This window comes from Mesorhizobium sp. RIZ17 (assembly GCF_051127865.1).
GTDB lineage: Bacteria > Pseudomonadota > Alphaproteobacteria > Rhizobiales > Rhizobiaceae > Mesorhizobium > Mesorhizobium humile.
Genome location: NZ_CP147861.1, coordinates 2148930 through 2162030 on the forward strand (window position 1 = coordinate 2148930; position 13101 = coordinate 2162030).

The following is a 13101-nucleotide window of genomic DNA, read 5'->3' on the forward strand; positions in this document are numbered from 1 at the left end:
GCCTCACTTCAACTTTTCTTTTGCCGGAACACGGAATTCAGGAAGCCGCTCAAGACGCCGAGGAACAGCAGCGGTGGCAGCGACAGGAGCACGACCGAGGCGTTGAGGATGCCCCACGGCACGTTCATGCCTTGCTGGGAGAGTTCCGAAGCGACGATCGGCAGCGTCTTGGCGTTGGAGCTCGACAGCATCAGCGCGATCAGGAACTCGTTCCAGACCAGCACGAAGCTGAAGGCGATGGCGCCTATGAGCGAGCGCGCCGCCACGGGAAGCGCGATCCGCCAGAACACCGAATAGGCGCCGTAGCCGTCGACGAAGGCAGCTTCCTCGATCTCCTTAGGCACGCCCTGGAAGGCAGGAATCGCCAGCCACATGATCACCGAGATGGTCAGCAGCGAATAAGTGACGATCAGCGCCGGCAAAGTGTCGTAGAGCCCGACCTGCAGCCAGATCACCATCAGCGGGATGGCCACCGCCACCGGCGGCAGGAAGCGCAGCGACAGCACGAAGAACTGGATGTCTCCGGCAAAGCGATTGGGATAGCGCGCCACCGCATAGGCCGCCGGCAACCCCAGTACGATGCCGATCAGCACCGCCGAGCCGCAGGCGACGACCGAATTGTAGAGGCCGGTCAGCACGCTGTCGCGGCCGAGGATATAGGTGATGTTGGCCAGCGTCGGCGTGAAGATCACCTTCGGCACGCGCGTGATGATGTCGACATTGTTCTTCAGCGCGTTGAGCGCCGTCCACACCAGCGGGAACACGGCCAGGAATCCGGCCAGCGCCAGGATGGCCTTGGCGATCAGGCGGCCCGGTCTTGCCCGAAACTGCCTCATGCCTGCACCCGCTTCCAAAGCATTGTGAAGGTGATGACGGTCGCGATCATCATCAGCACCGCCATCGCCGAAGCGTAGGAGACCTTGCCGGACTCGATGAAGCCTTGCGAGAAGGCGTACATGTCGAGCGTCTCGGTCGCGACGCCGGGACCGCCGCGCGTCATCACATAGATCAGGTCGAAGGAGCGCAGCGACTCGATCATCTTGACGAACATCAGGCTGATCAGCGGCGCTTTCAGCATCGGCAAGGTGACATAGGCGTGGATCTGCCAGCGCTTGGCGTGATCGAGCCGCGCCGCCTCGATCGGTTGCGGCGGCAGGGTTTCGAGCAGCTTCAGCACGATGACCGCGAAGAACAACCCCCATTGCCAGACATCCACCGATGCCACGGCAAACAACGCGGTCGCGGGCTTGGACAGCGGATCGAAGATGAGGCCGCCCGTCAGCAGCCGGTAGGGATAGGTGGCGATGCCGTAGAGCGGGTGGTAGGCGAACTTCCACACGAAGGCGGCCGAGACGCGCGGCAACAGCACCGGGATGATGAACAAGAGGCAATAGAAATTGCGCAGGCGTGGGCCGGCCACCTCGAACATCAAGACGCCCAGCCCGATCGCCACCACCATCGTCGCCACCACGGTGACGATCTCCCATTTCACCGAGACCCAGACGGCGTTGAGGAAGCGGCGGTCGAGGAAGAGATCGGCGAAGTTCGAGAACCAGACCCAGGAATAGCCCGTCGTGCTCAGCTCGCGGTTCTGCAAGGCGATGACGACGGCGTAGAGCGTCGGCACCATCGACAGCACCAGCAGGATGGCTAAGGTCGGAACCAGAAATGTGACCGGCAGGGAAGAGCGTCGGCGCATTGCCTATCCTCGGATTGGTGCTGCTGTCTGGCGAAGGTCCCGCGGCGCGCAGATCCGGCATTCCTTCGAATGCCGTGGACCGCGCGCCGCGGGCGGGAGGATTACTTCTTCTTCACCAACTCGTTGGCATAGGCCTCGAGCTCGTTGAGGCCGCCCTTGATGTCGGTGCGCGTGCCGGTGACGAGCTCTTCGAGGATAATGCCCCAGCGGTCGCCGAGATCGGGCCAGCGCGGATCCTGCCAGAAGTTCACTGCCGTCACCTTGCCGGTATCGGCCAGCGCCTTGCCGAGATCGGCGCCGTAGATGTCGGCGAATTCCTTGCTGGTGAGGATGCTGGTGCGGTTCAACTCGCCGAACTGATGCGCGTCGAGCCGGCGCTTTTCATTTTCCTTGGACGTTGCCCAGGCGATGAACAGGCCGGCGCATTTCTTGGCGGCGTCATCCGCATTGGCCTTGGTGCCGATGGCGAGCCCGTGGCCGTAGCCGCCGCCGGGCAGTGGCGAGGGCGGCGGCAGGAAGCCGACCTTGCCGACGACCTGCGAGGTCTTCGGGTCCACCGCCATGCCCGACAGCGGCGTCGATTCGACGAGGATGGCGACCTGGCCGGACAGGAAAGCGCCGGTCGATTCATCCCAGCTGCCGGTCTGCGTGCCGGGCGCCGAGTCCTTGAACAGCTTCAAATAGGTCTCGGTCGCCTTGACGGCAGCGTCCGAATTGAAAGCCGGCTTGTCGCCGTCGAACCACTTGCCGCCATAAGCCTTGAAGAACGGCATCCAGCGCCAGACATTGGCGCCCGAGCCGCGCGCGCCGCGCAGCGCAATGCCGTATATGCCCTTGTCGGGATCGTTCAGTTTCTGGACGTCGGCAATCAGCTCGTCCAGCGTCGTCGGTGGCTGGATGCCGGCGGCCTCCAGCACGTCCTTGCGATAGACCATCAGGTCGCCGCCGCCAGTCAGCGGCGCGAACCACACCTTGCCGTCATAGGTGGCGACCTTCTGGCGGCCGGGATCGAAATCGGCATAGTCGTAGTCAGCCGGATAATAATCGGTCAGCGGCGCGATCCAGCCGGAAGACGCGAACAGCGCCACATTGGCCTCGTCGACATAGTAGACGTTGTAGTTGCCGACGGTGGAGGCGTCGGCGCGCGACTTGGCGCGACGGTCGTTCTCGTTGAGGTAATCGATCTGGAAGGAGGTGCCGGAGAGTTTTTTGAACTCATCCTTGGAGTCCTCCAGAAGCGTCAGGCCGTCGCGCGGCTGCGCCAGTACCTTGACCGGCGCCGAGCACACCGGCGCCTGGGCAAGTGCTGCGGTTGATACGGAAGCGGTAAGCACGAAAGCTGCACCGAGGCTGGCAGCGAGCCGTGTTGATTTCATTGATGTTTCTCCTCCAGGAACAAGCAAGTCTGTGGGCTAAGCGATCCTCACCGTCGCCCGCATGACTGCGACCCGCCGCCAAAATGAGGAGTTGGAAGGGGCGAGACTAGAAGCCCCGTTGCAGCAGACCTGTACTTTTATGCATTGTGCGGCGCAAAAAATGGCACGGGCAGAGTCTGCCCGTCACACGAGTATCAGTGCCATCAGAAGTGGCCGGACTCCGGCCAGATCAGGCTCGCAGCGTCAACCGCTGCCGCGACAGTTTGCGGTAGGAGGAAGGCGTCATCTTGTGCTTGCGCAGGAAGGCACGGTTGAAGTTCGAGATGTTCATGTAGCCGACCTGGAAACAGATGTCGGTGATCGGGATCTCGGTATCGGCGAGCAGCTTGCAGGCCTGCCAGAGCCTGAGCTTGGCGACATGGTCGCTGAACGAGTTGCCGGTGTTCTTCTGGAAAAAGCGTGAGAACGTGCTTTCGCTCATCCCGGCCAATGCCGCCACGTCCGGCAGCTTCAAATCCTCGGCGAAATGCTGGAACAGATAGGTCAGCGAGCGCTGGATGATATCGAGTGATTCCGCGTCGAGCAGCGGGGAAAAATCCGGCGACGACAAAAGCGCGTATTCGTCGGTGGTGGCCAGAAGGTCGAGCAGTTCGAGGAACAGGCGGAACCTCGCCAGCCCATGCACCTCTCCCATCCGCTCCATCAGCTCGGCGCCGTCGAGCGCCGTCTGGCCGTGGAAGACCATGCCGCGCAGCGAGCGTTCCAGGAACGGTTCCAGCTCGCGCAGCTCCGGTAGCAGCCCGGACGAGCCGCGCAGTCGCTCGGGATCGAATTGCAGAACGATATCACGACCCTTGATCAGCTCGCCCGGCTGCACCGCGGTCACCCAGTCATGCGGCAGGCCGCCGCCGACGATGGTCAGGTAGCCCGGCCCGAATTCGCCGATATGATCGCCGACCAGCACCACGCCCGATGATTTCCGGAGCAGATGGATTTCATATTCGGGATGGAAATTCCAGACATTGCGCTCCCACGGATAGTCGTCCAGCCGCCATAGGAAACTGTCGCTTGCCTCGGTCACGATGTGCTCGAATGCGGGCACCGTGCGCGGGATCGCGGCGGTGTTCTTTCTGCGCCTGAACGGCATCATTTCCTCCCGGCACGGTGCGCCGGCTGCGCATGCCAAGGGCATCCGTAGCAGCCTGCGGCCGGCAAATGAAAGAGGCGTCGGGGATTCCCCGGCTCCGGCTGGATCAATCGCTAGCCGGACCTCCTCCCTTGCCAACATGTCGCATTTCGTTCACAAGGCGACGCAAATGGCGCCATTTTGCGCCGTTGTTGTACGGCTTCCGGCCCTTTGGCCGACGCGCCGTGTTCTGAAAGAGCGGAACAATGTCTGCGATCGAAGCCGGCGCTCGCGCGCCGGAAAATCTTTGGCGTCAGGAAATCAGGGCGACGATCGCGCTCGCCTGGCCGATGGTGCTGACCAATCTCGGCCAGACTGCCATGACCGCGACCGACGTCATGATGATGGGCCGCCTGGGGCCTGATACGCTGGCCAGCGGCGCGCTCGGCGCCAACCTCTATTTCATGCCGCTGATCTTCGGCCTCGGCCTGATGCTGGCGACCTCGCCGATGATGGCGACCGAGCTCGGCCGCCGCCGGCATTCCGTGCGCGACCTGCGCCGCACCGTGCGCCAGGGCCTATGGCTGGCGATCCTGATCTCGATCCCGATCTGGCTCGTCCTCTGGCATGGCGAAGAGGTGCTTTTGGCCATGGGCCAGAAGCCGGAGCTCGCGCGGGAAGCCGGCATCTACCTGCACTGGCTGCAATGGGCGGTGCTGCCCTTCTATTTCTATATCGTGCTGCGCTCCTTCATCTCGGCGTTGGAGCGGCCGGGCTGGGCGCTGATCATCGTTTTCGTCGCGGTCGCCTGCAACGCCGTCTTCAACTGGGTGTTCATGTTCGGCAATCTCGGCGTCAAGTCGATGGGCATCGCCGGCTCCGGCCTCGCCACCACTTTGTCCAGCACGCTGATGTTCGTCGGCATGGCGGCGGTGGTGATCAAGGAGAAGAAGTTCCGCCGCTACCATCTGTTCGGCCGCTTCTGGCGTTCCGACTGGCCGCGTTTTCGCGGCCTGCTCAGGCTCGGCATGCCGATCGCCGGCATCCTCGCCTTCGAGGTGACGATCTTCAACGCGGCGGCTTTGCTCATGGGCCTGATCGATGCGGATTCGCTGGCAGCCCACGCGATCGCCATCCAGATCGCCTCGATCTCCTTCATGGTGCCGCTCGGGCTCAACCAGGCGGTCACGGTCCGGGTCGGCCTGGCGCATGGCGCCGGCAACCCGGAAGGCGTTTCGCGCGCCGGCTGGACAGCCTTCGTCATCGGCGTCTCCTTCATGGCGCTGATGGGCCTGGTGATGGTCCTGTGGCCGCATGCGCTGATCAGCGCCTTCATCGATCTCACCGATCCGGCCAATGCCAGGGTGATCACGCTTGCCGTGTCGTTCCTTATGTTCGCGGCGCTGTTCCAGATTTTCGACGGCGCCCAGGCGGTTGCGGCCGGCATGCTGCGCGGCTTGCACGACACCAAGGTGCCGATGATCTATGCGGCGATCGGCTATTGGGGCGTCGGCCTGCCGCTCGGCGTGGCGCTCGCCTTCCATTTCGGCCTGAACGGCGTCGGCATATGGATCGGCCTGGCCTCGGGGCTGGCGGTGGTGGCGGCATTGCTGCTGGCGCGCTGGCTCAGGCGCGACCGCATCACGCCGGCGCTCTCCTTCGGGCATTGAAGCGGCGACGGTTCACGCTGCCTACTGCTTCAATACGGCGAGAAATTCCGGCACGTCCTTGAGCGCGGCCGCGCGGGCGGCCGGATTTAGGCCGGCATGGGCAATGCCGTTGTCATTGGCCGTGTAGGCCAGGCCATGCAGCTCGTGCAGCTTCTGCGCCTCATTGTCGAAGTCATGATAGGCGCCTGGATAGAGGATGAGTTTCACCTTGTCGGGATTGGCGTCCGCCAGTTGCTTGCACGGCGCGGCCGGCGTCCAGTCGTCCGCCTCGCCCATCACGATGAGCAGCGGCACGCGTGTCGCCCAATCGCCCTTGTCGGCCATGGCGGTGCAGCCCGGATAGAAGGCGACCGCCGCGCGAAAATCCGGCGAGCCAGCCTTGGGCCTGTCCTTGGGACGGACCGTATAGAGCACGCTGGAGCCGCCATTCGACCAGCCGAGCAGGGCGATCGCGTCGGGTTTTACATAAGGCAGCGTCTGCAGATAGCGGCGGGCGGCGTTCGCATCTTCCACGCGTTCGCGAAAAGGTTCGACCCGCCGGTCGTCGTTTTTGCATTGCGGGCCGAGGTCGCGCGAGCCGTAGCTGTCGGGAAAGAGCACGACGTAACCGAGGGCGGAGAGCCGTTTGCCCCAATCGGCATGGCGCGGACTGAGTCCTATGTTCTTGCTGCTCCACAGCCCGCTGCAGCCATGCATGGCGACGATCGCCGGAAATGGCCCCTGTCCCTGCGGCTTGAACAGCATCGCGTCCAGCTTCGCCGGCTGGTTCTCGCCGTCGGCCGGGATGCTGACGCTTTCCGGTGTCGGTTCGGCGGCCGTGGCCGGCTGTGCAGTCCAAAGGGCTAACAGGCCCGCAAGCGCGACCAGATGTTTCGTCCACATCGCCGGATGCTCCCCCGAAAGCGGTCGGTGAGGCTCAGAGTGAGATGCATCGCGGCCGGACTGCAAATCACAGTTGCGTGGCGAATGGCCCGCGCACTGGCGAGCATTGCCTAGGTCTAGCGGGCGGCCGCACGCTCGAGCCGCCGCGCATATTGCGTCAGCGGGAAGCACAGGGCGAAGAAGATCAGCGCCACCAGCCCGTAGACCTTGAACGGCTCGAAGGTCGCGTTGTTGATGGCGTTGGAGGTCCTGACCAGCTCCTCGAAGCCGATGATCGAGGTCAGCGCCGTCGATTTGATGAGCTGCACCAGGAAGCCGACGGTCGGCGCGCGGGTGATCGCGAAGGCCTGCGGCAGGATGATCAGCCTGAGCTCCTGCAGATAATGCAACCCGAGGCTGGCGCCGGCGTCCCATTGGCCGCGCGGCAGCGCGTCGACGCCGCTGCGCCAGATCTCGGCCAGATAGGCGCTGGCGAAGAAGGTCAAGCCCAGCGCCGCCGCCGTCCATGGCTCGATGCGCAGCCCCAGCATCGGCAGGCCGAAGAACATCAAAAAGAGCTGCATCAACAGCGGCGTGCCTTGGAACAGCGCGATGTAGCCCGAGGCGATCCGCTTCACCCATTTGTTCTTGGCGATGCGGAAGAACAGCACCACCAGCCCGACCAGCGCGCCGCCGATGAAAGCGGCGAGCGACAACAGCACCGTCCAGCGCGCGGCGAGCAAAAGGTTGCGGACGATGTCCCAGAAGGTGAATTCGATCATGATACACCTGCCCCCAGCGCCCGGCGTCCGCCGGCAACCAGCAGCCGGCGCAGCCCCATCGACAGGCCGAGATAGACCATGGTCACGACGAGATAGGTCTCGAAGGCGCGAAAAGTGCGCGCCTGCAGCATGTCGGCCTCATAGGTCAGCTCGCGCACCGCGATCTGCGACACCACGGCCGATTCCAGCATCATGATGACGATCTGGCTGGTCAGCGCCGGATAGATGACTTTCAGCGCCTGCGGCAGCACGATCTTGATGAACACTTGCCGGGGCCTGAGGCCGAGCGCCAGTGCGGCTTCCGTCTGGCCGCGCGGCACGGCGTCGAGCCCGGCGCCGACGATCTCGATCGTATAGGCCGCCATGTTGAGCGTCATCGCCAGCATCGCGGCCAGGATCGGATCGAGCCGGACGCCGAGGCTGGGCAGGCCGAAGAAGATGAAGAAAAGCTGCACCAGGAACGGCGTGTTGCGCATCACCTCGACATATGTGGCGATCGCCAGTTGAAGCGGCTTGGGGCCGTTTCTTTTGCCGGCAGCGCCCAGGATGCTGAGAACGGTTCCCACCAGCGTAGTGACGGCGATCAGCAAAACCGTCGTCGCCGCGCCGCGCGTGATCGCGCCCACGGCATCCGCAAGCCAGCCGAAGTCCAGGCTGTAGCCCATCGCGATTGACCTTGTTGGAACAGTCGGAGCGGTTCAGCGCTTTGTGCGAGCCGAACCGCTCAAGAGATCAATCCTTGAGGTTGTCGGGATTGAGCGGCGTCTTCAGCCAGGCCTTCGAGCTCTCGTCGAGCTTGCCGTCGGCCAGCATCTTGGCGACGGCGTCGTTCACCGCCTTCTTCAGCCTATCCTCGTTCTTGTTGAGGCCGATATGCGAGGGCGAGGTGAGCAGCTGGAATTTCTGCTCCGGCTTCAGCGCGTCCTGCTTGGCCAGCACCTGGGCGCCGACATCGTTGCCGACCACCATCAACTGGGTCTGGCCGGAGATGAAGGCCTGGATGACGGAGTTGTAGTTGTCGAAGCGGCGGATGTCGGCCGAGGCGGGCGCTGCCTGCGTGAGCGAGGTATCCTCCAGCGTGCCGCGATTGACGGCGATCGACTTGTCGGCAAGGTCTTCCTTGCCTTTGACGGCAAGCGCGGCCGGGCCGATGACGGCGATATAGTAGGGCGCGTAGGCGGCGGCGAAATCGATCACCTGCTCGCGTTCCTTGGAGTAGCCGACGCTCATCAATATATCGACACGCTTGTCTGTGAGATAAGGGATGCGGTTCTGTCCGGTGACGCTGACCAGGTTGAGCTTCACCTTCAAGGCATCGGCGATCGCCTGCGCGACGTCGATGTCATAGCCCTTGATGCTCATGTCGGCGCTGGCCGAGGAGAAGGGCGGGAAGTCGGAGAAGATGCCGACATTGATGGCGCCGGCCTTGGTGATGTCGTCGACGGCGTCGGCTTTTGCTGCTTGGGTGGCGAGACCAAACCCTGCCGTGGCGAGCATCATCGCAGCGGCAATGGATGATTTGAACTTTGCATGAAGAGTCATTGTTATTCCCCTGCTGGAAGCTTGTTGTTGCATCCGGCCGCCGGCTCCAGCGCGGCGGCCGTGTTGGTAGAGCAATTCCAGGAAAAGTGAGACCCGGTTTAGGCTTGGCGACTTCGCCATAGCTTCCGTTCGGAATTGCGTGAAAATAAAGAAATGCCAGTCTCAGTCCTTCTTGATTGCCGGGCTGAACACCATCAGGCTCAGGATCTCGAACAGGACCTGGGCGCCGACATGGGCGGTGTTGGTGGTCGAGTCATATTGCGGCGCCACCTCGACGACGTCGCCGCCGACGATGTTGAGGCCTTTCAGGCCACGCAGCAGCTCGAGCACCTCGCGCGTCGTCAGCCCGCCGACTTCCGGCGTGCCGGTGCCGGGCGCGAAGGCCGGATCGATGCTGTCGACGTCGAAGGAGATATAGGTCGGGCCGTCGCCGACGATCTTGCGCGCTTTCTCGATGATGGCGGGAATACCGAGCCCGGTCACCTCCTCGGCATGCACGACCGTCATGCCGGACTCGTAGGTGAACTCCCACAGATATTCGGCCGAGCCGCGGATACCGATCTGGATGGTGCGCGAGGGATCGAGCACGCCGTCCAGCACGGCGTTGCGGAACGGTCCGCCATGGTGGAACTTGGTCATGTCGAACAGCCCGCTGGTGTCGCAATGGGCATCGATATGGATCATGCCGACGGGAGCTTGTCTGCCGACCGCCTTCAGGATCGGATGGCTGATCGAGTGATCGCCGCCGACCGAGAGCGGCAGCACGCCGGCATCGACGATCTGGTTGGTGCGCTTTTCGATGTCCTCATGGCTGATCTCCAGCCGGTAGCGGCTGCGGAACGGCGTGTCGCCGATGTCGGCGACCCGCAGCTCATGCGTCGGCGCGCATTCCAGCACATGGTTGTAGGGCCCGATGCGCTCGATGGCGCGCAGCGCGCGCGGTCCAAAGCGCGAGCCGGGACGATTGGTGACGCCGAGATCCATCGGCACGCCGATCATCGCCACCTGCAGGTCGCCGAAATCCGGGTTCTCGGCGGCGATTTCGCGGTAGGGTGCGGCGAGGAAGGTCGGGATGCCGGAATAGGGCGCCAGCCTCGTGCCCGATTTGTTGAAGATCTTGTCGGCGACCTTGCGGAATTTCGGGTCGAACATCTCGCCGCCATGGCTCTCGCCATATTTGCGGCGCAACGCTTCGAGCTTGCCGCGATCGTAACCCATGTCCGGTCTCCTCTTCTTGCCTGCTTGCAGCGCTGTCCGCATGGACGATTTGCCAAGCCAGCCTGGTGTCCGGCTGGATCGTTGCCCGCCGGCTGCGCTGCGGATTTCACGTCTCTTGAAGCTGTTCCGGGCAAAAGTGTCGGGCAGCCGCATTGAAAAATCAATTGATATTGTTAGGGTCTTTTCTGTGAGAAAATCTCACAAAGTAGGAGCCCTTCATGGCCAAGCGCCTGCCGCCGCTGAACCCGTTGCGCGCCTTCGAGGCCGCGGCGCGGCACGCCTCGCTGACCAAGGCTGCGGGCGAGCTGAATGTCACGCATGGCGCCGTCAGCCACCAGATCAAGGCGCTCGAGCAATCGCTTGGCGTGAAACTCTTCGAGCGTACCGGTCAGCGCGTGAAGCTGACGCCGCATGGCGCCGAGTTCCTGCCGGCGGTCTCGGCTGCCTTCGACGGCATCGCCGCCGCGACCCAGCGCATGACGCGGCCGGCAAGCGCCGGCGCGTTGTCGGTATCCTGCGTGCCGGCGCTGTTGCTGCTCTGGATGACGCCGCGCCTCGGCTCCTTTACCGCGCAATATCCGGATATCCAGCTGACGCTGATCCCGTCCAACGACGCCCGCGACATCCGTGCGCCGGATATCGATGTCTGCGTGCATTATGGCGACGGCAGCTGGAGCGACTGCTGGATACGCAAATGGTCCGGGCTGGAACTTTTTCCCGTGGTCAGCCCGACGCTGATCAACAACCGGCCGATCCGCAGCGTCCGCGACCTTGCCGACCACGTCTTCCTGCACGGCGACGACGGCCGTGAGTGGCACACCTGGCTCGCCGCCGCCGACGCGCTCGATCTGGAGCGCGGCCGCCGCCATCATCTGGGCGATGCGCGCATGGCGACCGAGGCCGCCGTGCACGGCCATGGCGTGGCGCTCGGCGATTCCGTCACCGCGCGCGCCTTGCTGGCCAGGGGCATGCTCGTCGCGCCCTTTACATTGTCGGTGCCGGCGGTCGACGATTTCTACGTCGTCTGCCGCAACGAAATGCGCTCGACGCCGATCGTCCAGCTGTTCATCGACTGGCTGTTCGCCGAGAAGGAGCAGGACGAGGGCCGCGCCGACGCCCCGGTGGCCGGCCGCGTGCCCAGCCGGAGAAAACGCCCGGCGCTAAAGGTGATAGGGGCCAGAACGGCCTCTTGAAGGCTGGACTTGCATCGCTGCTTTTTGTCGGGCCAGCTTGCAAAGCGACAAGCGCGTTCGAAAATACAGTGCTAAGAGGCAGTTGGCTGAGGCAATTCCAGGAAAACCGCGCGAGGGTCTTCCATCCGGGATTGCTCGAACGAGGACTTGAAGCGTGGCGCCTGCGTTTCCGTGCGTCGTGCCTTATGGGTGAGGAAGAATGGCAAAGACCGATATAGCGCGGCGCGTCTACAACCACACCTGGAAGCTGGACCCGATCGTCCGCAGCCTGCTGGACACCGACTTTTACAAGCTTCTTATGCTGCAGATGATCTGGGGCATGTACCCCAAGGTCGACGCCACCTTCACGCTGATCAACCGCACCACCTCGGTGCGCCTCGCCGACGAGATCGACGAGGGAGAGTTGCGCGAGCAACTCGACCATGCCCGCACGTTGCGCTTCTCCAAGAAGGAGATGATCTGGCTGGGCGGCAACAATTTCTATGGCCGCAAGCAGATCTTCGAGCCGGAATTCCTAGCATGGCTGGAAGGTTTCAGGCTGCCCAATTATGAGCTCACCAGGCGCGACGGCCAGTACGAGCTCTCCTTCCCGGGTCCGTGGATGTACACCACGCTCTGGGAGATCCCTGCTTTGGCCATCATCAACGAACTGCGCTCCCGCGCCGCCATGCGCTCTTATGGGCCGTTCGCGCTCGACGTGCTCTATGCCCGCGCCAAGGCCAAGATGTGGGCCAAGACCGAGCGACTGAAGGCGCTGCCCGGCATCCGCATCTCCGATTTCGGTACCCGCCGCCGCCATTCGTTCCTGTGGCAGCGCTGGTGCGTCGAGGCGCTGAAGGAAGGCATCGGCGATGCCTTCACAGGCACCTCCAACGTGCTTCTGGCCATGGACAACGACCTCGAAGCCTTGGGCACCAACGCGCATGAACTGCCGATGGTCTTTGCAGCCCTTGCCAATTCCGAGGCGGAACTGCGCGAAGCGCCCTACAAGGTGCTGCAGGACTGGCAGCGCTATTATGGCGGCAATCTCCTGATCGTGCTGCCTGACGCCTTCGGCACGGATTCCTTCCTGCGCGACGCCCCCGACTGGGTCGCCGACTGGACCGGCTTCCGCCCCGACAGCGCCCCGCCGATCGAGGGCGGCGAAAAAATCATCGACTGGTGGCGCAAGAAGGGCAAGGACCCCAAGCAGAAGCTGCTCATCTTCTCCGACGGGCTGGAGGTCGAGACCATCGAGGAGACCTATAGGCATTTCCGCGGCAAGGTGCGCATGTCCTTCGGCTGGGGCACCAACCTCACCAACGATTTCGAAGGCTGCGCGCCGACCGAGACCGACAGCCTCGATGCGATTTCGCTGGTCTGCAAGGTCACCGAGGCCAATGGCCGGCCGGCGGTGAAGCTGTCGGACAACCCCGCCAAAGCAACGGGGGATACGAAGGAGATCAAGCGGTATCTGAGGATATTTGGCGAGAAGGGTCGGGTGGAGCAATTGGTGAAGGTGTGAGGGTCTTTCCCTGTGACCTGTGCGTATCCCGCATCGTCGAGCAATGCTGCGTGGCTGGATAGGTCGAGTTCCTTCGCCCCCCTCTCTGTCCTGCCGGACATCTCCCCCTCAAGGGGGGAGATTATCTTGC

Annotated in this window: 12 protein-coding genes; 3 read left to right on the top strand and 9 right to left on the bottom strand. The window is 63.4% G+C overall.

Going from position 1 to position 13101, the window contains the following annotated elements:
• Positions 1–8: 8 nt before the first annotated feature.
• The 4 genes from WDX12_RS10655 to WDX12_RS10670 form a co-directional block, all read right to left on the bottom strand.
• Positions 9–836: a carbohydrate ABC transporter permease gene (locus WDX12_RS10655; protein WP_434724831.1), complete on the bottom strand. Its 828-nt coding sequence runs from the start codon at positions 834–836 to the stop codon at positions 9–11.
• Positions 833–1699 (bottom strand): carbohydrate ABC transporter permease, encoded by an 867-nt coding sequence (locus WDX12_RS10660; protein WP_434724832.1) that lies wholly within the window; start codon positions 1697–1699, stop codon positions 833–835. Before WDX12_RS10660 ends, WDX12_RS10655 begins: the two co-directional genes overlap by 4 nt.
• A 101-nt stretch (positions 1700–1800) precedes the next feature.
• Positions 1801–3075 (bottom strand): ABC transporter substrate-binding protein, encoded by a 1275-nt coding sequence (locus WDX12_RS10665; protein WP_434724833.1) that lies wholly within the window; start codon positions 3073–3075, stop codon positions 1801–1803.
• Between the two features lie 229 nt (positions 3076–3304).
• A complete protein-coding gene (locus WDX12_RS10670; protein WP_434724834.1) occupies positions 3305–4222 on the bottom strand; it encodes an AraC family transcriptional regulator in 918 nt (305 codons plus the stop codon).
• 245 nt (positions 4223–4467) lie between these two features.
• On the opposite strand from WDX12_RS10670, the gene WDX12_RS10675 reads away from it, so the two are divergent.
• Positions 4468–5871 (top strand): MATE family efflux transporter, encoded by a 1404-nt coding sequence (locus tag WDX12_RS10675; protein WP_434724835.1) that lies wholly within the window; start codon positions 4468–4470, stop codon positions 5869–5871.
• Positions 5872–5892: 21 nt separating this feature from the next.
• On the opposite strand, the gene WDX12_RS10680 is transcribed toward WDX12_RS10675, so the two are convergent.
• The 5 genes from WDX12_RS10680 to speB form a co-directional block, all read right to left on the bottom strand.
• Entirely contained in the window at positions 5893–6753 is an 861-nt protein-coding gene (locus WDX12_RS10680) for a dienelactone hydrolase family protein (RefSeq protein ID WP_320294085.1), read from the bottom strand.
• A 116-nt stretch (positions 6754–6869) separates the two neighbouring features.
• Complete coding sequence (locus WDX12_RS10685) at positions 6870–7514, bottom strand: amino acid ABC transporter permease (protein WP_434724836.1); 645 nt, start codon at positions 7512–7514, stop codon at positions 6870–6872.
• Entirely contained in the window at positions 7511–8179 is a 669-nt protein-coding gene (locus tag WDX12_RS10690; protein ID WP_434724837.1) for an amino acid ABC transporter permease, read from the bottom strand. Before WDX12_RS10690 ends, WDX12_RS10685 begins: the two co-directional genes overlap by 4 nt.
• A gap of 67 nt (positions 8180–8246) precedes the next feature.
• Complete coding sequence (locus WDX12_RS10695; RefSeq protein ID WP_320294088.1) at positions 8247–9056, bottom strand: transporter substrate-binding domain-containing protein; 810 nt, start codon at positions 9054–9056, stop codon at positions 8247–8249.
• Between the two features lie 162 nt (positions 9057–9218).
• Positions 9219–10274 (bottom strand): agmatinase, encoded by a 1056-nt coding sequence (speB, locus tag WDX12_RS10700; RefSeq protein ID WP_320294089.1) that lies wholly within the window; start codon positions 10272–10274, stop codon positions 9219–9221.
• Between the two features lie 218 nt (positions 10275–10492).
• Between speB and gcvA the strand changes: the two genes are divergently transcribed.
• Positions 10493–11467, top strand: coding sequence for a transcriptional regulator GcvA (gcvA, locus tag WDX12_RS10705; protein ID WP_320294090.1), 975 nt, complete (start codon positions 10493–10495; stop codon positions 11465–11467).
• 199 nt (positions 11468–11666) lie between these two features.
• Complete coding sequence (gene pncB, locus WDX12_RS10710) at positions 11667–12971, top strand: nicotinate phosphoribosyltransferase (RefSeq protein ID WP_434724838.1); 1305 nt, start codon at positions 11667–11669, stop codon at positions 12969–12971.
• The last annotated feature ends 130 nt before the right edge of the window (positions 12972–13101 follow it).

What these genes read in the sequence shown, in the direction of transcription:
- WDX12_RS10655 (WP_434724831.1), bottom strand. Translation starts at nt 836, where the DNA reads ATGAGGCAGTTTCGGGCAAGACCGGGCCGCCTGATCGCCAAGGCCATC.
- WDX12_RS10660 (WP_434724832.1), bottom strand. Translation starts at nt 1,699, where the DNA reads ATGCGCCGACGCTCTTCCCTGCCGGTCACATTTCTGGTTCCGACCTTA.
- WDX12_RS10665 (WP_434724833.1), bottom strand. Translation starts at nt 3,075, where the DNA reads ATGAAATCAACACGGCTCGCTGCCAGCCTCGGTGCAGCTTTCGTGCTT.
- WDX12_RS10670 (WP_434724834.1), bottom strand. Translation starts at nt 4,222, where the DNA reads ATGCCGTTCAGGCGCAGAAAGAACACCGCCGCGATCCCGCGCACGGTG.
- WDX12_RS10675 (WP_434724835.1), top strand. Translation starts at nt 4,468, where the DNA reads ATGTCTGCGATCGAAGCCGGCGCTCGCGCGCCGGAAAATCTTTGGCGT.
- WDX12_RS10680 (WP_320294085.1), bottom strand. Translation starts at nt 6,753, where the DNA reads ATGTGGACGAAACATCTGGTCGCGCTTGCGGGCCTGTTAGCCCTTTGG.
- WDX12_RS10685 (WP_434724836.1), bottom strand. Translation starts at nt 7,514, where the DNA reads ATGATCGAATTCACCTTCTGGGACATCGTCCGCAACCTTTTGCTCGCC.
- WDX12_RS10690 (WP_434724837.1), bottom strand. Translation starts at nt 8,179, where the DNA reads ATGGGCTACAGCCTGGACTTCGGCTGGCTTGCGGATGCCGTGGGCGCG.
- WDX12_RS10695 (WP_320294088.1), bottom strand. Translation starts at nt 9,056, where the DNA reads ATGACTCTTCATGCAAAGTTCAAATCATCCATTGCCGCTGCGATGATG.
- speB (WP_320294089.1), bottom strand. Translation starts at nt 10,274, where the DNA reads ATGGGTTACGATCGCGGCAAGCTCGAAGCGTTGCGCCGCAAATATGGC.
- gcvA (WP_320294090.1), top strand. Translation starts at nt 10,493, where the DNA reads ATGGCCAAGCGCCTGCCGCCGCTGAACCCGTTGCGCGCCTTCGAGGCC.
- pncB (WP_434724838.1), top strand. Translation starts at nt 11,667, where the DNA reads ATGGCAAAGACCGATATAGCGCGGCGCGTCTACAACCACACCTGGAAG.